The sequence below is a fragment of the Altererythrobacter rubellus genome, assembly GCF_030284385.1.
GTDB classification, from domain to species: domain Bacteria; phylum Pseudomonadota; class Alphaproteobacteria; order Sphingomonadales; family Sphingomonadaceae; genus Erythrobacter; species Erythrobacter rubellus.
Genome location: NZ_CP127221.1, coordinates 1173560 through 1192739, shown reverse-complemented (window position 1 = coordinate 1192739; position 19180 = coordinate 1173560). Strand labels below are relative to the sequence as shown.

Annotated in this window: 20 protein-coding genes; 14 read left to right on the top strand and 6 right to left on the bottom strand. The window is 58.6% G+C overall.

What is annotated here, in order from left to right:
- Nucleotides 1–31: 31 nt before the first annotated feature.
- The 4 genes from QQX03_RS06040 (at nucleotide 32) to QQX03_RS06025 (ending at nucleotide 3135) form a co-directional block, all read left to right on the top strand.
- Complete coding sequence (locus tag QQX03_RS06040; protein ID WP_285974870.1) at nucleotides 32–580, top strand: DUF1285 domain-containing protein; 549 nt, start codon at nucleotides 32–34, stop codon at nucleotides 578–580.
- The gene (locus tag QQX03_RS06035) at nucleotides 577–1185 is read left to right on the top strand and encodes a CoA pyrophosphatase (protein ID WP_285974869.1); all 609 of its coding nucleotides are present in this window, start codon (nucleotides 577–579) and stop codon (nucleotides 1183–1185) included. The genes QQX03_RS06040 and QQX03_RS06035 overlap by 4 nt, the downstream gene beginning before the upstream one ends.
- On the top strand, nucleotides 1175–2350 hold the full coding sequence (locus QQX03_RS06030) for a CCA tRNA nucleotidyltransferase (protein ID WP_285974868.1): 1176 nt from the start codon (nucleotides 1175–1177) through the stop codon (nucleotides 2348–2350). The genes QQX03_RS06035 and QQX03_RS06030 overlap by 11 nt, the downstream gene beginning before the upstream one ends.
- A 236-nt stretch (nucleotides 2351–2586) precedes the next feature.
- The gene (locus QQX03_RS06025) at nucleotides 2587–3135 is read left to right on the top strand and encodes a hypothetical protein (protein WP_285974867.1); all 549 of its coding nucleotides are present in this window, start codon (nucleotides 2587–2589) and stop codon (nucleotides 3133–3135) included.
- A 79-nt stretch (nucleotides 3136–3214) separates the two neighbouring features.
- On the opposite strand, the gene parC is transcribed toward QQX03_RS06025, so the two are convergent.
- The 4 genes from parC to QQX03_RS06005 all read right to left on the bottom strand — a co-directional run bounded on the left by parC (nucleotide 3215) and on the right by QQX03_RS06005 (nucleotide 8113).
- Nucleotides 3215–5548: a DNA topoisomerase IV subunit A gene (gene parC / locus QQX03_RS06020; protein WP_285974866.1), complete on the bottom strand. Its 2334-nt coding sequence runs from the start codon at nucleotides 5546–5548 to the stop codon at nucleotides 3215–3217.
- Between the two features lie 95 nt (nucleotides 5549–5643).
- Nucleotides 5644–5979 carry a 2Fe-2S iron-sulfur cluster-binding protein gene (locus QQX03_RS06015; protein ID WP_432762808.1) on the bottom strand — a complete coding sequence of 112 codons (336 nt, stop codon included), beginning with the start codon at nucleotides 5977–5979 and terminating at the stop codon, nucleotides 5644–5646.
- On the bottom strand, nucleotides 5976–7052 hold the full coding sequence (locus QQX03_RS06010; RefSeq protein WP_285974865.1) for a cysteine desulfurase family protein: 1077 nt from the start codon (nucleotides 7050–7052) through the stop codon (nucleotides 5976–5978). Before QQX03_RS06010 ends, QQX03_RS06015 begins: the two co-directional genes overlap by 4 nt.
- The gene (locus tag QQX03_RS06005; protein WP_285974864.1) at nucleotides 7049–8113 is read right to left on the bottom strand and encodes a cysteine desulfurase family protein; all 1065 of its coding nucleotides are present in this window, start codon (nucleotides 8111–8113) and stop codon (nucleotides 7049–7051) included. The genes QQX03_RS06010 and QQX03_RS06005 overlap by 4 nt, the downstream gene beginning before the upstream one ends.
- Nucleotides 8114–8158: 45 nt before the next feature.
- Between QQX03_RS06005 and QQX03_RS06000 the strand changes: the two genes are divergently transcribed.
- Nucleotides 8159–8815 (top strand): alpha/beta hydrolase, encoded by a 657-nt coding sequence (locus QQX03_RS06000; protein ID WP_285974863.1) that lies wholly within the window; start codon nucleotides 8159–8161, stop codon nucleotides 8813–8815.
- A 208-nt stretch (nucleotides 8816–9023) separates the two neighbouring features.
- Nucleotides 9024–9692 carry an energy transducer TonB gene (locus QQX03_RS05995; RefSeq protein WP_285974862.1) on the top strand — a complete coding sequence of 223 codons (669 nt, stop codon included), beginning with the start codon at nucleotides 9024–9026 and terminating at the stop codon, nucleotides 9690–9692.
- Between the two features lie 6 nt (nucleotides 9693–9698).
- On the opposite strand, the gene QQX03_RS05990 is transcribed toward QQX03_RS05995, so the two are convergent.
- Nucleotides 9699–9908 (bottom strand): hypothetical protein, encoded by a 210-nt coding sequence (locus tag QQX03_RS05990; protein WP_285974861.1) that lies wholly within the window; start codon nucleotides 9906–9908, stop codon nucleotides 9699–9701.
- Between the two features lie 96 nt (nucleotides 9909–10004).
- Between QQX03_RS05990 and QQX03_RS05985 the strand changes: the two genes are divergently transcribed.
- Nucleotides 10005–11858: a DUF885 domain-containing protein gene (locus QQX03_RS05985; protein ID WP_285974860.1), complete on the top strand. Its 1854-nt coding sequence runs from the start codon at nucleotides 10005–10007 to the stop codon at nucleotides 11856–11858.
- A 215-nt stretch (nucleotides 11859–12073) separates the two neighbouring features.
- Here the strand turns inward: QQX03_RS05985 and QQX03_RS05980 are convergent, their stop codons facing one another.
- Nucleotides 12074–13672: a phosphoenolpyruvate carboxykinase gene (locus QQX03_RS05980; RefSeq protein WP_432762847.1), complete on the bottom strand. Its 1599-nt coding sequence runs from the start codon at nucleotides 13670–13672 to the stop codon at nucleotides 12074–12076.
- Nucleotides 13673–13926: 254 nt separating this feature from the next.
- On the opposite strand from QQX03_RS05980, the gene QQX03_RS05975 reads away from it, so the two are divergent.
- The 7 genes from QQX03_RS05975 to QQX03_RS05945 all read left to right on the top strand — a co-directional run bounded on the left by QQX03_RS05975 (nucleotide 13927) and on the right by QQX03_RS05945 (nucleotide 19177).
- Entirely contained in the window at nucleotides 13927–14694 is a 768-nt protein-coding gene (locus QQX03_RS05975) for a response regulator transcription factor (protein WP_432762807.1), read from the top strand.
- The gene (locus QQX03_RS05970) at nucleotides 14687–16255 is read left to right on the top strand and encodes an ATP-binding protein (protein ID WP_285974858.1); all 1569 of its coding nucleotides are present in this window, start codon (nucleotides 14687–14689) and stop codon (nucleotides 16253–16255) included. The genes QQX03_RS05975 and QQX03_RS05970 overlap by 8 nt, the downstream gene beginning before the upstream one ends.
- Complete coding sequence (locus tag QQX03_RS05965; RefSeq protein ID WP_285974857.1) at nucleotides 16252–16680, top strand: HPr kinase/phosphorylase; 429 nt, start codon at nucleotides 16252–16254, stop codon at nucleotides 16678–16680. The genes QQX03_RS05970 and QQX03_RS05965 overlap by 4 nt, the downstream gene beginning before the upstream one ends.
- 11 nt (nucleotides 16681–16691) lie before the next feature.
- On the top strand, nucleotides 16692–17603 hold the full coding sequence (gene rapZ, locus QQX03_RS05960) for an RNase adapter RapZ (protein WP_285974856.1): 912 nt from the start codon (nucleotides 16692–16694) through the stop codon (nucleotides 17601–17603).
- A 61-nt stretch (nucleotides 17604–17664) separates the two neighbouring features.
- Nucleotides 17665–18090, top strand: coding sequence for a PTS sugar transporter subunit IIA (locus tag QQX03_RS05955; protein ID WP_285974855.1), 426 nt, complete (start codon nucleotides 17665–17667; stop codon nucleotides 18088–18090).
- Complete coding sequence (locus QQX03_RS05950) at nucleotides 18087–18365, top strand: HPr family phosphocarrier protein (protein WP_285974854.1); 279 nt, start codon at nucleotides 18087–18089, stop codon at nucleotides 18363–18365. Before QQX03_RS05955 ends, QQX03_RS05950 begins: the two co-directional genes overlap by 4 nt.
- Before the next feature lie 5 nt (nucleotides 18366–18370).
- Nucleotides 18371–19177 carry a TrmH family RNA methyltransferase gene (locus tag QQX03_RS05945; RefSeq protein ID WP_285974853.1) on the top strand — a complete coding sequence of 269 codons (807 nt, stop codon included), beginning with the start codon at nucleotides 18371–18373 and terminating at the stop codon, nucleotides 19175–19177.
- Nucleotides 19178–19180: the final 3 nt, after the last annotated feature.

The following is a 19180-nucleotide window of genomic DNA, read 5'->3' as shown; positions in this document are numbered from 1 at the left end:
GACACTCATTCTGGCAACGCTTCGAATAGCAATGCCTTACGAACCACCACCGCACCTTGCTGAATTGTCCTTGGCGCAGATCGCCGAGCAAGTCGCCGCGCGAAAATTGCCGCCAGTGGAAAGCTGGAACCCGCAAGCGATCACAGACAGCTTCATGCGGATTGCTGCTGACGGAACCTGGTTTCACCAGGGTGATCCGATCAAACGCGAAGCCATGGTTAGGGCGTTTGCAGGACTATTGACGCGCGATGAGGCCGGAAACCACTGGCTGGTCACACCCTTCGAAAAATCCTCCATCGACGTCGAAGACGCAGCATTCATTGCGGTCGATGTGGCGCGCCGCGATGATGCCTTGGCCTTCCGTCTCAATACGGATGAGTTGGTAATAGCGGGGCCGGACAACCGCTTGCGTGCAGCAGGGGACGCAGAGACGCCCGCGCTTTATCTGCACGTCCGGCGCGGTTGCGAAGCGCGGCTCAACCGCAGCACCTATCAGCAATTGGCGGACATCGCGCTTGCAGAAAGCGATGACTGGACGATCACAAGCATGGGCGAGACATTCTCGCTATTGCCGCGATGAGCGTGCTGTTCGACCGATTGAGCGCCGCGCTTGAGCGGGGGCACGCGCGCGATATTCCAGACCTTTTGAGCGACGAGCGTTTCGCGCAAGCCGGGCGCACGGCCAAGGCAGCCGTTTTGATCGCGGTGACTGATCGCCCCGAGCCGGGCGTGATCCTGACGCAGCGGCCACAGGATATGCGCGATCATCCTGGTCAGGTTGCGTTTCCGGGCGGAAAGATTGATCCGGGCGAGGATGCTGTCACCGCTGCGCTAAGGGAAGCAGAGGAGGAGCTGGCGCTGGATCGCAAGCATGTTCGGGTGATCGGCACAACCGATCGCTATCAGACCGGCACCGGTTTTGACGTGACGCCCGTGCTAGCGGTGGTCCCGCCCGGTCTCGAATTCACCCCCAGCCCGACCGAAGTCGAAGCCTGGTTCGAAGCTCCGCTGACATTGCTGCTCGATCAGAATGCCTGGGCAGAACATGAAGTGTTTTGGCGCGGGGCGATGCGCAACTATCTAGAAATGCATTACGAAGGTTTCAGAATCTGGGGTGTGACAGCGGCGATCATTGCCAATCTCGCACGCCGGCTGGATTTGCAGGAGCTCGACAATGTTCGCTGAGCTGTCCGATGCTGCGTGGACCAAACGCGAAGGGTTGCGCGCGCTGACCAATGCACTCGGTGCAGAGAATATCCGCTGGGTGGGCGGCGCTATTCGCGACAGTTTGTTGGGCACTGATGTAAATGACGTTGATTGTGCCACCAAGCTCTCGCCCGACGTTGTCATAGATCGTTGCAAGGACGTCGGCATCCGCACCGTTCCCACAGGGATTGAGCACGGCACCGTCACAGCAATTCTGCCAGACGGCCCGGTCGAGGTTACAACGTTGCGGCGCGATGTCTCTACGGACGGGCGACGTGCCACTGTAGCTTTTGCACAGGATTGGCCGGAAGATGCCGCGCGGCGTGATTTCACCATCAACGCCCTATACGCTCACCCTGATACTCTCGAAATTTCGGACTACTTTGGCGGACTGGAAGATCTCGAAGCGCGAACAGTGCGGTTCATCGGTGATGCAAGGCAGCGCATTCGCGAGGACCATTTGCGGATCCTGCGTTATTTCCGCTTTCAGGCGCGGTTTGGCGCGGAGCTAGATGACGAGGCAGAAGCCGCATGCGCTGAACTTGCCTCTACGCTCAAGGGGCTCAGCCGTGAACGGATCGCTGCTGAGCTGACTGCGTTCCTCTCTTTGCCTAAACCGCATCCAACTGTCGCGCGGATGCGAAAACTTGGTGTCTTGCAGGAAGTGCTACCCGAAGCTTGTCCGCAACACATCGAGTTGCTGTGCGCTGTTATCAAGGCAGAGCAGGCGCAAGCCGTTGCGCCTGCTGCCATGCGGCGAATGGCCGCGCTCTTGCCGCCAATTAGCGACGTGGCCAATGCTGTGGCTTCGCGTTTGCGCTTGTCGCGTGCGCAACGCGCGCACTTGGTTGCTGTCGCTGATCGCAAGCCGGATGATCTGGTTGATCCGCGCGCGCTCGCTTATCGCGAGAGCATCGACATCGCGATCGACCGCGTGCTTCTGCAAGCTGGCGACGCATCGCCGCTGATCGACTGGGATGTGCCGCAATTGCCGTTGAAGGGCGGCGAGATTGTGGAACGCGGTATCACCGCCGGCCCACGCGTTGCGGCCACTTTGCGCGCGGTCGAAACTGCATGGGTAGCAGAGGGATTTCCGCCGCGCGAACGTGTGCTGGAGCTGCTTGATCGGGAACTTGCCCGCTAGTTCTACATTCCTTCAGCACAGCTTCATTCTTGCGGTTGTATCCGGGCTCCGGTTGCATTGCCCTTTACCTTATGGCTATAGGGCGCGCCCGCAGCGGCTTTTTTTCCTCATTTCTTGAGGCTGCCGCTTGGGACACTGGTTTTCCGGTCTTCCTTGAATTGGCTTGCACAGTCGCACTCGCTGCGTGTGGCGCAATTGCGCCGCGTCGCTGGAAACAAATTAAACGGAGAAAATTCATGAAGTTTGCAAAGCTCGCCATCCTGGCCACCGCACTGGCGGCGACCCCGATTGCAGCAAGCGCGCAGGATGTTGGCGCGACCGTTTACGGAAATGACGGAAATCCTATCGGCACGATCGATAGCAATGACGGCACCAACGCTGTTGTAAACACTGGCAAATACACTGCAGCGCTGCCGGTGTCAGCTTTTGGCACCAGCGAGAATGGCCCGACGCTGAACATCACCAAGGCACAGATTGAAGAGCAGCTCGCAGCCGCTCAGGCGCAACAGGAAGCAGCCATGGCAGAAGCACAGGCGGCAGCCGAGGCAGAAGCCGCAGCCGCACTGGCAGCAGCACTCGTGGTTGGCGCGCCTGTCATCACCGCTGACCAACAGGCGCTTGGCATGGTTGAAGAGATTGCAGGCGAAAACGTGATCATCAAGTCTGAGGAAGATTCGCTGATCACTTTGCCGCTGAACCTGCTGGCTGCGAATCCGGAAGGCGGCTTGTTCGCGCTGGCGAACTTCGACGACATCATGGCTGCGGTCCAGGCTGTCGGTGGCTAAGCACTAGCGAGTTACTCGCCGCTTAAGTGAATAGGGGGTCGTGGGTGCAATCGCACTCGCGGCCCTTTGCATATCCGGATCAGGTTTCTTTCTCAGCCCTCTCGAGCCTATCCGGCAAAATGCCGAAGCGGTCGTCTTTCGGGAAGCCCTGCGGCGGCAAGCGCCCGGCCGCACCGCGCGCAACCTTCCATTGCCAAATGTCGGTTTCGGTCCGGGTGCGATCACCCTTCCCGCCCATCTGCCAGCTCAATCCATCCGCCAATACGAACGTTGTCGCATCGGACAATCCGCCATCGCGATAGCGTTGCAGCATTACGCCTTGCCCGCGCGCCATGACCGGCATTTCCTCCAGATTGAAAACCACCAGCTTGCGGTTGTCGCCCACGCAGGCGACATGATCATGCCCCTCCGGGATCGCGCGCATCACCTGTAGCTGCGCACCGCCTTTCAAATTGACCACCTGACGGCCCTTACGGGTCTCGGCCAGCAGTTCAGCTTCTTCCGCGACAAAGCCCTTGCCGATGCTGGAGGCCAGAAGCAGCCGACCCTTGGGATTATGCACCAACATGCCTGAAATGCCTGTATCGGCCTCGAGATCAACCATCGACTGGACAGGTTCGCCAAAGCCGCGCGCACCCGGCAATTTGTCTGCGCCCAGAGTGTAGAAACGCCCGTTTTCCGCCGCGATCAGAATTTTGTCGGTCGTTTGCGCATGGACGATGAAGGCCAGCTCATCGCCTTCCTTGTATTTGAATTCCTGATCGAGCGGCACGTGTCCCTTGGCCGCGCGGATCCAGCCCTTCTTTGACAGGATGATAGTGACCGGTTCCTTCTCGATCATCGCATCCATGCTGAATTCCACCGCCGGTTCCGCCTCTTCGATCTTGGTCCGGCGCGCGCCCAGCTTGGTTTCAGGCCCGTATTCTTTGAGCAAAGCCTTCAGATCGCGTTTCAGCCTGGTGCGTTGGCGCGCGGGCGAGCCAAGCAGAGTTTCCAGCTCTTCCTGCTCTGCCAGCAATTCGTCCTTCTCATTGCGCAGCTGCATTTCTTCCAGCTTGCGCAAACTGCGCAGCCGCATGTTGAGGATGGCTTCCGCCTGGCGATCCGTCAGCTTGAATTCCGCCATCATCACGGATTTCGGATCATCTTCGTAACGGATGATCTCGATCACCCGGTCGAGGTTGAGGAAAGCGATGATATAGCCTTCGACCAGCTCCAGCCGCCGCGCGATCTGATCCAGCCGGTGCTGGCTGCGGCGCTGCAGGATGTCGATCTGGCTCGCAACCCAGTTCTGCAACAGCTCTTTCAGTCCCATGACCATCGGCGTGCGATTGGCATCGAGCACGTTGAGGTTGAGGCCAAAACGGGTTTCGAGATCGGTCAGCTTGAAGACCGATTCCTTGAGCAGTTCGGGGTCAACATTGCGGCTGCGCGGAACCAGTACAATCCGGATCTGCTCGTCAGATTCGTCGCGCACATCGTCTAGGATCGGCAGCTTCTTGTCAGCAATCGCTTGCGCGATCTGCTCGATCAGCTTGCCCTTCTGCACCTGATACGGGATTTGAGAGATAACCAGCTGCCATTGCCCGCCGCCCAGGCGTTCAATCCCCGCTTCGCGATCTTCGGCCTTGTCCGCCTCGGCCGCATGGAACACGCCGCGCACGCGAAAGCTACCACGCCCTGTTTCATAGGCATGCGCAATCGCTTCGTGGCTGTCGATGATCTGGCCGCCAGTGGCAAAATCCGGCCCCTGAAACAGCTCCATCAATCGCGCATGCTCAACATGCGGATTATCAATGAGCTCCAAAGTGGCGTCGATCACTTCTGCGACATTGTGCGACGGGATGTTAGTCGCCATGCCAACCGCAATGCCGCTCGAACCGTTCGCGAGCAGATTGGGGAACAGGCCGGGGAAAATCTCCGGCTCCTGCTCTTCACCATTATAGGTCGGGATGAAATCGACTGTGCCTTCGTCGAGGCCAGCCATCAATTGCAGCGCGGTCTTGGTCAGGCGCGCTTCGGTGTAGCGATAAGCGGCGGCATTATCGCCGTCGATATTGCCGAAGTTCCCCTGCCCCTCGACCAGCGGATAGCGCAGCGCAAAATCCTGAGCCAAGCGAACCATCGCGTCATAGACACTGGCATCGCCATGCGGGTGGTATTTACCGATCACGTCACCCACAACGCGGGCGGACTTCTTGAATGCGGAATTGGGATCAAGCTTCAACTGCCGCATCGCCCACAGCAAGCGGCGGTGGACGGGCTTTAACCCGTCGCGCAGGTCGGGCAGCGAGCGCGCGGTAATCGTCGAGAGCGCATAAACGAGATAGCGCTCTTCCAGCGCGGAATCGAACGGCGCATCGACAATCGCGTCAAACGGATCGGAATCGGGAATTTCGGTAACGTCAGCCATCACACACGCGCTTAGCAACGCGCGCCGGATAGGGGGAGAGGCGTTTCCACAGGAATGAACTGAATGTCAGGAGATGGGGTCGTTAGCGGACGTAACTACATCCGTCGCATATCATGCGCTTCGGCGGGTACAGTGACGCTGAGCCCGTCGAGCTCTTGGGTCAAATCGATCTGGCAGGAAAGGCGGCTCGTGCGGCGCACTCCGGCGGCGAAATCGAGCATGTCTTCCTCTTCTTCGCTCGCTTCGGCAAGCTTATCGAACCATTCCGCATCAACAATGACATGGCAGGTCGAGCAAGCCATCTGGCCTTCGCATGTGCCCTCCAGCGGCAGGCCCAGCGCCTGCCCCACTTCGAGCAGTGATTGGCCCACTTCACCCTCGCCTTCGGTGACATTGCCCTGTGTGTCCGAAAAACGGACTTTGATACTCACAGCCCTTGCTCCTTCGCCGCAACGTTGATCTTATTCGCCGCGATTTCAATCTCTTCCAGCGTGGTATAGCGCCCGAAACCCAGCCGGATAGAGGATTTCGCTTCAGCGTCTGACAGTCCGATCGCTTTCAATACATGGCTGGGGCGGCCCGATCCGCTCGCACAGGCAGAGCCCGCGCTGAACATAACATCGCGCACGTCAGACATAAGCCGGACAACATCAAGCCCGTCTCTGCGAATATTGAGATTGCCGTGCCAGCGCGCCTCCGCACTGCCATTGAGCGTCCAGTCCGCAAACAACTCTCGCGCACGTTCCCACAGTGCTTCCACATGTGCCGCGTCCACTGCCATGCGTTCATTTGCGAGCTCGGCAGCCGCGCCGAACCCCGCGATCAGCGCGGGTGACAAGGTGCCAGAGCGCAAATCATGCTCCTGCCCCCCGCCCGTTTGCATCTCAGTCAGTTCGACCCCGTCACGCACCCACAGCGCGCCGATGCCCTTGGGCCCGTGAAGCTTGTGCGCGCTAACCGCGATCATGTCCGCGCCGGTGACTTCCACTTTGCCGTACGCCTGCACCGCGTCGCACAGATATAGCGCGTTCGCTTCTTTGGCCCTGCGATGCCATTCGAGTGTTGGCTGGATCACGCCAATCTCATTATTGACCTGCATCACCGCGATCAGGCGGGTGTCATCGGGCATGTCCTGTTTCGCGTCGCACTGGCCGTCATGGTCGACATTGAGGATGTGCGACTTGCCCGCAGCTTGCGCTGTATCGCCGACGGCCGAGTGCTCGATCGCGGAATAGGATACGCTGCCACCATTACCAGAGCCTCGGATCGCCAGGTTAAGCGCTTCGGTGGCGCCGCCGGTGAAGATCACTTTGCCGCCGGGTGGGAAGAGCGCCGAAATCCTGTCCCGCGCGGCTTCGATCGCCGCAGCCGCCATCCGGCCCATGCGGTGCGCGCTGTGCGGATTGCCGAAACCGGTGCCATCCGGCCCGTCGAGCCAGCGCAGCATCGCGTCGCGCGCTTCGGGCGCGAGCGGGGTCGTGGCTTGGTAATCGAGGTAGATCATATGAGCGACTTCCAAGCTTTGGCAAACTTGGCCAAGTCGTCCGGTGTCGTGTTCCAGCCGATGCTGACCCGGATTGTCCGCGCCGCAACCTCATCGGATACGCCAAAGGCATCAAGCACGCGGCTTTTTTTGAGCGTTCCGGATGAACACGCGCTTCCCGCCGACACCGCATACCCCATCGCATCGAGACGGATCAGAAGCGCTTGGGCAGATATTGAGGGATGCGTCACCGCGAAAATATAATCATTCTGTTCACCAAAGCGGAGCACTTCCTTGCCCAGCTGCTCGGCAAACTTCACGCGATCTGCCGCCGTCGTTTGCCAATCACCCGCCTCTAGCGCCGCGGCCATTCCCAATGCCGCAGGCATGTTTTCTGTACCTTGCCGATATCCACGTTCATGTCCGCCAACGGGCTCCAACAAATTGTAATCCCGGACCAGCAGAGCACCGATACCAATCGGTCCGCCAAACTTATGCGCAGAAACGACAATCATGTCAGCATCTGGAAGCGCGAGCTTGCCCGCGCTCTGCGCGCAATCGGACAGCACGATCGCGCCCGTTTTTCGCACCGTCTCAACCATTTGATCGACGGGATTAATCACTCCGGTTTCAGAGTTCACATGCTGTATCGCGAGAATGCAATTCTCATCCAAAGTTGTGTTGTCTGAGATTTGTTCCGCATCGGGCGCAGCCCGGTACACCGCATCATGCTCAACTGCGCTGACTACACGGCGCGTTCCCTTCGCGCGGTTGAGCGCGATCCACAACGCCTCGCTTGCGCCGCTGGTGAAGATCAGCTCGCCATCCCAACCGAGCGCGCGCTTGATCCGTTCGCGCGCATCCTCCAGCGCGGCCTTGGCCTTGCGCCCTTCGGCATGCGGAGAAGACGGGTTTGCCCAGATGCGAAAGCCCTCTTCCATCGCCGCTTTTGCTTCGGGGCGCAGCGGGCTGGTCGCGGCGTGATCGAGATAGATGCGTTCGGGAATGGGACGAGTGCTTTCTTGCTGGCCAATTTCATTGCGATTTGCGCAATAAACCCTATATAGCGCGCGACTTCGCATGTGCCACCCGGCCAATGCGCCAACTCTTTTCTGGCAGGTTTCCCGATGCCCTCAGTCATCTTTCCCGGCCCCGAAGGCCGTCTTGAAGGTCGTTTCTCTCCTCCACCGCGCCCGCGTGCACCGGTCGCAATGATTTTGCATCCGCACCCCGAAGGTGGCGGCACCATGAATGATCGCATTGTGCAACGGATGTACAAAACCTTCAGCGATCGCGGCTTTGCAACGCTGCGCTTCAACTTCCGCGGTGTTGGCCGCAGTCAGGGCAGCTTTGACAACGGTATTGGCGAACTCAGCGATGCAGCATCTGCGCTCGATTGGGTTCAGTCGATCCACCCAGAGGCGCAAACCACTTGGGTTGCCGGTTACAGCTTCGGTGCTTTGATCGGTATGCAGTTGCTGATGCGCCGCCCCGAAGTGCGCGGATTTATCTCGGTCGCACCGCCCGCTAACATGTATGACTTCAGCTTCCTTGCGCCCTGCCCGGCTTCGGGCATCTTCATTCAGGGTGCCGCGGACACGGTAGTGCAACCGACCGCCGTGCAGAAGCTGGTCGACAAGCTGCGCACGCAAAAGCACATCACGATCCATCATGAAGAGATCCCGCGCGCCAACCACTTCTTCGAAAACGAAATCGAAGATCTGATGGGCTCAGTCGATAATTATCTCGACTTCCGACTCGATCCGGACTGTCCGATCAAGTGATGACGTGAGCGGCGCAGAAGCTCTGCGCCGACGCGCACAATTCATCTGTTAATCAGACACTTAATCGTGCGAACGCGCGCGTAAATGAACATGCCTTGCATCAATTTATGTTATGTTGTAACATTTTATTTGTGGCGCCGCTTGCAGGTCCATAAATGGCAGAAAAGCCCCGATGCGGCCCCGCTTTGGAAAGAGAGGAGCCGAAAGCATGGCATTTGCAGATCAGAAGAGCCTGAAGGAGCGCAGCGCTGGCATGGCAGGCGCGATAATCCTGCCCGCAGCACTGGGCGCGATCTTCATCTCGGGATTGGCGGTAAAAGACATCATCCTGCCGCCAGAGCAGAAGCCCTTTGAAGGCGTAACGGTCAAACTCCCGCCCCCACCACCGCCAGAGGAAATCATCGAACCCAAACCGAAGCCGGACACGGCTTCCACTCAAGTGGTGGCACCGGAACGCCCGATTGAAATCCCGACTTCGGACTGGACAGTGAAGCCAATTGAACAATTGCCCCCGATTGGCGGCGAGGTAATCCCCTTCGCTTTGCCGCCGATTGACACCGGCCCCGGCTTCGGCTCGATCAAGCCGGCGGTCGCCACGCCGCGCAATGATCCGGGCCGTTGGGTGACGGAGAGCGACTATCGGACCGTCTGGATCAATCGCGAGTGGACCGGCACTGCGCGTTTCTCGCTTAAGATCAATGCAAGCGGGCGCGTCACAGGCTGTGAGATCACGCGCTCAACCGGGCATAATGCGCTGGACAATGCGACATGCGAGCTAATCGCCAAGCGAGCGCGGTTCAATGCGGCAACTGACGCGAATGGCCAAGCCGTCGCCAGCACTTATTCCAATGCAATCTCTTGGGAGCTACCCGACTAGCTTCGATCACTCACCGGTGATCTGCTGCACCTGATCAAGCGGAGCCTCTCCGCTTGATCCGGGCAGCGTCCAGATCAACACATTCACCACTGCAATCACCGCAAGCAGAAGCATCAACAGCGGCTGCTTGAGCGGTGCGCCTCTACGCCAAAGCAGAGACGCACCAACGACCAGCGCGCCCGCAGCCAACATGATGATCGACAATACCGCATTCATGGCGTGAAACTCCTTGTATGGTCCGTTAGACGATTTGCGGCCGGTAGCAAACGGGGCAAGATTGACTCGGGCTTTCGCCTCGCTAACACCGACCGCATGATCAAAAACTCCATTTCGCTCACACGTCGCCAGACCCTCGCCGGGCTTGGCGCGACGACCGCGCTTACACTGTCTGGCTGCGCCGCGATCCCGCGTCCAGAGGGGATTGCGCAGGCTCAAACGATCGGTGCTGAGCGCTTGCTCGAGGTCGTGGCGTATAATCTGCTCCATCACGAGCCTAGCCGCGCAACGACGCTCGGCGTTGATACCGGTCGCTATGCCTACCTACGCGGAAAGCTTGAGGATCAATCGCCCGAAGGCCAGCAAGCCTATGCCAGTACTTTGCGTGAAGATCTGGCGCGGGTGCGGGCCTTTCCGAAGGATGGCCTCGACAGCACCAACCGCACCAATCTGGAAGTGGTCGAAAGTGCATATGAGCTGGCGCTCGACGGCTTTGCCCTGCCCTATGGCGATACGCCCGTCGGCAGCTGGCGCACCGCACCCTATGTCGTGATCCAGAATGTCGGTTCTTACATCGGCGCGCCGCGTTTCATGCAGTCAGACACGCCGATGCGCGATGGCGACGATGCCGACGCTTACATCGAACGGATGCAGCAGCTTCCATTTGCGTTCGACGGGGAACTGGCGCGGATCAAAGCGGCGCGCGCGATGGGCGTTGTTCCGCCCGATTTCCTGCTCGACAAGGCCATCAATCAGATGGAGCAGAGCATCGCCAGCGCCGGCAAAGGCGAACTGTTCGCAGAACCTCTGCGCGCAAGATTGCGTGAGGCCGGTATGCCGGAAAGTCATGCGAACCTGGCGAGCAGGCTGGAAACCGGCCCGATCGCTGAAGCGCTAACCCGTCAGCTGGAAGAATTGCGCGTAGAGCGCGGTGTTGCGACTTCCGAACCCGGGATTTCCGCCCGTCCACGTGGTGATGAATTTTACGCCTGGGCGCTTCGTTCAAGCACCACAACACGTATGACGCCCGATGAAATCCACCAGCAAGGTCTGGAAGAACTCGAAGCGCTTCATTCGCGGATGGACCCCATCTTGCGCGAGATCGGTTATACTGATGGCACTGTAGGCGAGCGTATGCAGGCGCTTGGTTCTGACCCGCGCTATATGTTTGCAGAGGGGGATGCGGGGCGCGAGGAAATCTTCGAATTCATCTGGGACCGGATCAACTGGATCAAGAGCCAAATGCCGCGCGCCTTCAACACGCTGGTCGATCCCAATCTGGAGGTCACCCGAATTCCCATCGCGGAAGAAGCCGGTGCACCGGGCGCCTACGGCGGCGCTGGCAGCAAGGATGGCACCATTCCCGGACGCTTCTGGATCAATCTGCGCAGCACAGACCTGCACCGCAAATATGATCTGGCTGACCTGACCTATCACGAGGCCATTCCCGGCCACGTATGGGAAGGCGAATATTCCAACCGCTTGCCCTTGATCCGCTCGATCCTCGCCTTCAACCCGTTCAGCGAAGGTTGGGCATTGTACGGCGAGCAATTGGCCGACGAGCTCGGCGCTTATGACGATTTCAAGGTTGGGCGTTTGGGCTATCTGCAATCGCTCGCGTTCCGCGCTTGCCGTATGGTGGTCGACACAGGGCTGCACGCCAAGGGCTGGAGCCGCGAACGTGCAGTCAATTTCTTTGTCGAACGCAATGGCTCCAAACCGATCGAAGTGCGCGGCGAGGTTGACCGCTATTGCAGCTGGCCGGGCCAGGCGACGGGATACAAGCTTGGCCATAGCCGGATTGTCGACCTGCGCAGCCGCGCCGAGGCTGAGCTGGGCGCAGCGTATGACTTCAAGGCATTCAACGATGCTGTGGTGATGGGCGGCAACGCCCCGCTCAACGTGCTGGAAGCGAATGTAGAGCGGTATATTGCCAGCGCCTCACAATAGCCCAGATTATCGCTCTAGCCACACAGGGCAATGATGCAGGAATTAGACAACACTGGCGGTAACTACACCGTTGGACATGCTCATGACTTATCACCACATTGGGGTAAAGTTTGAGTGACAACCGAAGGTCTGTGACGCCTGCGGCCAAATAAACAAATGAAAAGGCCCCGCTCCCGAATGGGAACGAGGCCTTCCTCTCCTCTACGTTAATCTTGTCAGGCGGCAACAATGCTGCGCGGAGCAGCTTCGCGAACACCTTGATCAACGTGATCTGCAAACTGCGCAAAATTCTCAACGAACAGCTTGACCAGCTTCTCAGCGGTGCGGTCATACTCTTCCTTGTCCGTCCATGTGCCGCGCGGATCGAGGATCGCGGTGTCCACTCCCGGAACGGCAACCGGCACATCGAAGCCGAAATTCACGTCCCTGCGGAACTCGACATCATTCAAGCTTCCATCGAGCGCTGCATTAAGCAGTGCGCGCGTCGCTTTGATCGGCATACGATTGCCCACGCCATATTTGCCGCCGGTCCAGCCGGTGTTGACCAGCCAGCACGCAACGCCGCCCTTGGCGATGCGTTCTTTCAGAAGATTGCCGTAAACGCTCGGGTGGCGCGGCATGAACGGTGCCCCGAAACATGTGCTGAAGGTGGCTTCAGGCTCGGTCACGCCGATTTCTGTACCCGCTACCTTTGCGGTATAGCCCGACAGGAAGTGATACATGGCCTGATCGGGTGTAAGCCGGGCGATCGGAGGCAAAACGCCAAATGCATCAGCGGTCAGCATGATAACATTGCTGGGCACCGGTCCGAGATTGTGTTCCGAAGTGTTCGGAATAAATTCGATCGGGTAAGCACCGCGTGTATTTTCGGCGAGCGTATTGTCATCGAAATCGAGTTCGCGGGTCTGCGGATCCATCACGACATTTTCGAGCACTGTGCCAAACCGTCGTGTTGTTGCGTAGATCTCCGGTTCAGCCTCTTCAGACAGGCGGATCATCTTGGCATAGCAGCCCCCTTCAAAATTGAAGACCGCGGTGTCTGACCAGCCATGCTCGTCATCACCGATCAGCGTGCGGCTTGCGTCTGCAGAAAGCGTTGTTTTGCCAGTTCCGGACAATCCGAAGAAGACGGCAGTCTTGCCGTCTGCGCCGACATTGGCCGAACAGTGCATCGGCATCACACCCTTGGTCGGCAGCAGATAATTGAGAATGCCGAAGACACTCTTCTTCATCTCTCCGGCGTAGCGTGTGCCGCCGATAAGGATCAGTTTCTCACTAAGGTTCACAGCAATCACAGTTTCGCTGCGAGTGCCGTGGCGTTCCGGATCGGCGCGGAAGCTTGGCAGATCAATGATCGTGTATTCAGGCGCGAAGTCAGCCAGTTGACCCGCAGTCGGGCGAACCAGCATCGTGCGGATGAACAGATTGTGCCAAGCAAGCTCGTTGATCACACGCACATTTACGCGGTATTCCGGCTGTGAACCACCGAAAAGGTCCGCAACGAAAAGCTCGTCCTTCTCTTTGAGCGCAGCCAGAAAGTCTTCCTTCAGCGCGGCGAAATGCTCAGGCGTCATGCTGGCGTTGACTTTTCCCCACCAGACGCTGTCTTCAGTCTCTGCATCGCGAACGATGAATTTGTCTTTCGCGCTGCGACCTGTGTGCGGGCCGGTTTGCACAACCAGCGCGCCATGGTGCGACAGTTCGCCTTCGCCCCTGGCTAATGCTTGCTCGACCAGTTGCGGTGTGCCGAGGTTTGAGTGAATGCGAGAGGCGGTTTCAATGCCCTGGGCGGACAAGGGAACGGCAAGCGAAATGGACACGCGATTCTCCTGGATGCTTCCGGAACTGACCTGAGCTGCAATCAGGCCTGTGTTTTGCTTCAATGCGCCGTTGCATGCACGGGCCCATAGATGAGCTATGCATACGAATGCGCGGAATTGAGTTGTTCTCTAGTCTGGAGCTTAGATGAGGTCAAACCACGAGCGCCATATAGCCACAATCTGTCCGATTCTTGCGACCATTCGTTGTTTCATTTCGCCGGACACGCTAATTGCGTATGGATAGCGCGATGAAAGGGCCAGAAATGGACAATTCTGCGGCCGAATCTGGCCAAACAAGCGAGAAATCTGTGATCGCGCTGGTCGACGACGACCGCAACATCCTGACGTCGGTTTCGATTGCGCTTCAAGCGGAAGGGTTCACCACTCGCGTTTATTCGGATGGCGAAACGGCCTTGAAGGCCTTGCTGGACAATCCGCCAGATCTGGCCGTGTTCGATATCAAGATGCCAAAGATGGACGGGCTAGAGTTGCTGCGCCGCGTTCGGCGCGAGTCTGCCCTGCCTGTCATATTCCTGACCAGCAAGGATGACGAGCGCGACGAGGAGATCGGGCTAGAGTTGGGCGCCGATGACTACATCGCCAAGCCATTCAGCTTGCGTCTTTTGCTGGCTCGCATCCGCGCAATTTTGCGACGCGCTGATCATATCAATGCGGGCGAACAAAGCGACCCAGGCAATTCCGATCAGCGGCAAACAGTCATTGCACGCGGACGTCTCTATATGGACCCGTCACGGCATCATGTAATATGGAACGAGCAGCCCGTTTCGCTGACTGTCACGGAGTTTCTGATCCTTGAAGCGCTTGCGGGCCGTCCCGGGGTCATCAAGAGCCGAAACCAACTCATGGATGCGGCATACCCGGATGATGTCTTCGTCGATGACCGAACAATCGACAGCCATATCAAGCGGATGCGCCGCAAGTTCCGCCAGGTCGACGACGATTTCAGCGCAATCGAAACGCTTTACGGTGCAGGGTATAGTTTCACAGATGGCTGATCCCGCGCGTCCATCAGCCTTGGCCCCGGCAATTGACCGGCTGGGCTGGAGTTCCCGCCTGTCGCTGACTTCGCGGATCCTGGCTGTGAACATTCTTCCTCTGCTCTTTTTGGGCGGCGGCATCTTTTACCTCGACACCTACCGTACCCAGCTCCTCAACGAGCGCTACAAGCTGGCGCGGATCGAAGCGCAGATCACCGCTGAAGCGCTCGCTGGTGCTTCGCGGACACGTCAGGAAGCCTTGCTCGTGCAGATCGGTAAAGAACAGCGCATGCGGCTCCGCATGTTCGATGCGGAAGGCTTGCTGTGGGCGGATAGTTTCGCGCTCGATGAACCCTCTTTCCAACTCGATCAGCCCGGCGATGAACCGCCCGGTGAGCGCTTCGCCCGCTGGCTTGATCGAGCCCTAGATACGATTGTCAGCGCTGAACCGGTGACTGACTATATCGAACCCGAATCGCAGCGTGCGGATGCTTGGCCAGAGGTTGTTCGCGCACGCGACGAAGGGGTGAGCCAGATCACGTTGTATGACTGGCTCGACGGAACACCAGTTATCACTGCTGCAGCGCCGGTGGGCTTGAATGGCGCCACGCTGTTGACCACCCGCAATGCGGTAGACATCACTGAGTCTGTTCGCGCGGCCCGTTCAACGCTTGGCCTGGCTGTGCTGCTCGTTCTGGTAGCTTCGATCCTGCTTTCGCTCTTTCTTGCGCGGACTATCGTCGCGCCGATAAGGTTGCTATCATCAGCGGCGGCAAAGGTACGCCAAGGCCGCGACCGCGAAGTAGAGGTGCCACGTCTACCGAATCGCCGCGATGAGATCGGCACACTCGCACGCTCCGTCTCTGATATGACGAGCGCATTGAGGCATCGCATCGATGCCGTCGACAGTTTTGCCGCCGACGTCGCGCACGAGATCAAGAACCCACTGGCGAGCCTGCGCAGCGCAATGGAATCTCTTCCTCGCGTGGAAGACCCGGAACTGCGCAACCAATTGCTCGCTGTCGCCACCCATGACGTGCGACGGATTGATCGCCTGGTTTCCGAGATTTCTGACGCCAGCCGGATCGATGCAGAAATGTCGCGGGCGAAGCGTGAACGCATCGATATGACGCAATTGATAAAGGCAATCGTCGGCTCACGCGAAACCCGCGCCGAGAACGCGGACCACCAGATCGAGATCACTAGCCGCGGTCATGCGGCAATCGTAACCGGAGTTGCACCGCGCCTGGAACGCGTGATCGAAAACCTGCTCGACAATGCCGTATCATTCTCGCCAGTCGACGCGCCCATCCTTGTCGATATCAGCAATGATGGAGACTGTGTGGCAATTACGGTCTGTGATGCTGGGCCAGGCATTCCGGAAGATGAGAGAGAGAAAGTGTTCGAACGATTTCACTCGGTTCGGCCCGAGGCGGAAAGCTTTGGCAACCACTCTGGCCTCGGCCTTGCTATCGCACGCGCCATTGCAGAAGCTCATGACGGGCGGTTAATCGCAGAAAGCCGGCCCGACGGCGCAGACGGCGCCTTCATGCGTTTCGAGATGCCAGCGGCGCGATGAGCGATGGCAAAACTCTGATAGGCGTTAGCGCGGTTGCGATCGACGGTCGTGCCGTCCTGATTGAAGGCCCTCCGGGAAGTGGCAAGAGCAGCCTGGCGCTCGCATTGGTCGATCGCGGTGCAGTGCTGATCGGAGATGACGGCGTGTGTCTCGCAAACGGCAGCGACCAAGTGATAGCCAGACCTCCGCCAAACATTGAGGGAAAAATGGAGATCCGCGGCGTCGGTATTGTGAACCTGGAAACCACATCCGCGCCGCTTGCCTTGATTCTTTTGCTCGAGGCCGAAGGTTCAAGACTTCCCGAAATCCTTGAGCAGCGCGAAATATTCGACTGCATTGTCCCGGTTCTGCCCTTCCGTAGAGGCGATGCAATTCAAGCGACCCGCGCCGAATGGGCATTGCGCAAACATGGGCTTAGCTTCTAGCGTCGATCACCATGAGCTCCACCGATCACCTCGACTCGGCGCCACAGCACATCCTGCTGGTCACAGGCATGTTGGGTGCCGGAAAGTCCACTGCACTCGATGTGCTGGAGGATTTGGGTTGGGAAGCAATCGACAATCTCCCGGTGCGATTTCTCAAGACAATGGCAGCTGCTCCTGGCTTGTCAGGCACGCCCATTGCTATCGGATTTGATTCACGCACACGCGGGTTTGTACCGGACGAGATAATCGGATTAGTCGATAGGTTATCTCATCAGAACGCCTCAATCTCGACTATGTTCATTGACTGCTCGACCGAAGAATTGGAGCGACGCTACAATGAAACGCGCCGCCGCCATGCACTCGCAAGCGGGCGTCCACTAACAGAGGGAATACGCGCGGAACGCGATCTGTTGGCACCGCTCAGGAACTGGGCCGAAGTCGTTATCGACACCACCAGTTTCAATCCGAACGAGTTGCAGCAGAAACTGCGCGAACTCTATTCACAGTCCCCCAGCACTCCGATGACGGTAACGGTCTCAAGCTTTGGGTTTGCCAAAGGCTACCCTCCGCTCGCCGATCTCGTGTTTGACATGCGATTCCTTGATAACCCGCATTGGGTAGACGGATTACGTGAACTGACCGGGCTCGACAAAGCCGTGGGTGATCACATCAGGAATGATCCGGGCTTCAAATCCGCCACCTCTCAAATTCTCCCGCTGATCACGGATTTGCTGCCAAGATATCAGGCGCAGGGCAAATCGTATGTTCACATTGCCTTTGGCTGCACCGGCGGACGCCATCGTTCTGTCTTCACCGCCGAACACATCGCAGAAGGCTTGCGCGAGGCAGGATTTTCGCCCACTGTCCGCCACCGCAATCTGGGTTCACGCACCAGCGACGAGATCGAAGGGGCAAGGCGTTGAGCACCAATAGAAACACCATACGGCGTCGCGCCGCAGGAATGAACGGACTTCGCACACTCTCATGATCGGATTGATCCTCGTCACGCATGGCGATCTGGCCGACCACTTTGTGGACGCGATGGAGCATGTTGTCGGCCCGCAGCAAGACGTGGCCACCGTGTGCATCGGCCCCAATGACGATATGGAAAACCGGCGCCAGGAAATTGCCGACGCAATCTCGTCGGTCCAATATGGCGAGGGTGTAATAGTGTTGACCGATCTGTTCGGCGGCACGCCATCTAATCTGGCGATTTCGCTGCTTGATCGCGGCCATGTTGAAGTGATTGCCGGCATCAACCTACCGATGCTGATTCGTCTGGCTGGAGCGCGCAAGAAGATGAGTGTGATCGATGCCGTTGCCGCAGCGAAGAAGGCTGGCCGCAACTACATCACTGTTGCCAGCGAGTTTCTCGGCGACGAGGCTGCGCCGGAAGAGGCTCGCGCGTGAGCGAGTTTCGCAAGACAATTACTATCGTCAACAAGCGCGGGCTGCATGCACGCGCCAGCGCAAAATTCGTAGGTGCAGTTTCTGTCCTGCCCGAAGGCACGCATGTACGTGTTGCGAAGGACGGCAATGAAGCGGCTGGCGGTTCGATCCTGGGCCTGATGATGCTTGGCGCCGCCAAAGGCGACGATGTTGAGCTGATCGTTGGCGGAGTGAATGCCGAAAGTGTGGGCGGCGAACTGGCCGCTCTGATCGAAGACGGCTTTGGCGAAGAGTAACCTTTGTGTCTGATCGCCGAGAGATCACCGGCTTTTCCAACCCGACGGTCAAATATCTGCGCAGTCTGCGCGAAAAGAAGCACCGGAAGGCAGCTGGCCAATTTCTGGCCGAAGGATTGCGCCTGCTTACCGATGCGCGGGAATGCGGGCATGTTCCGGAAGTGCTGGTGATGGCCAGCGGGCGCGATCCGCATCCTCTGCTCAGCGCGCTTGAAGCAGACGTCCTAGCCGCGGGTGGCGAGGTCATCGAGACTTCGCCCGATATCCTCAGCAAGATCACCGGTAAATCGAACCCGCAAGCGGTAGCAGGCGTGTTTGCTGAATTTGATAGTTCACTGGACGTTATCAAACGCGAAACCGCAAACATCTGGCTGGTGGCACAAGCGCTGCGCGATCCGGGCAATCTGGGCACCATGCTGCGCACAGGAGATGCTGTGGGCGCAGGCGGGCTGATCCTGATTGACGATTGCGCTGACCCTTTCAGCGTCGAAGCCGCACGCGCCAGCATGGGCGCGATTTTCACGCAGGCCGTGGCGCGTGCAAGCTGGGAAGAATTCCTGCCCTGGCTACGCAGTGGTTCGGGCCAATTGGTTGCCGCAAGCTTGCGCGACGCAGTGCCTTATCGTGGCGCACCTTATGAAAGCCCCTGCTTCATTCTGGTCGGCAATGAGTCGCAAGGCCTGCCCGAGGAATACGAAACCGCATGCGATTTGCGCGTCACGATGCCGATGAAAGGCCGCGCGGACAGCCTCAACGCGGCGGTAGCTGGGGCGGTGTTGGCTTACGAAGTGCTGGCCGGGCTGGACAGTTAACCG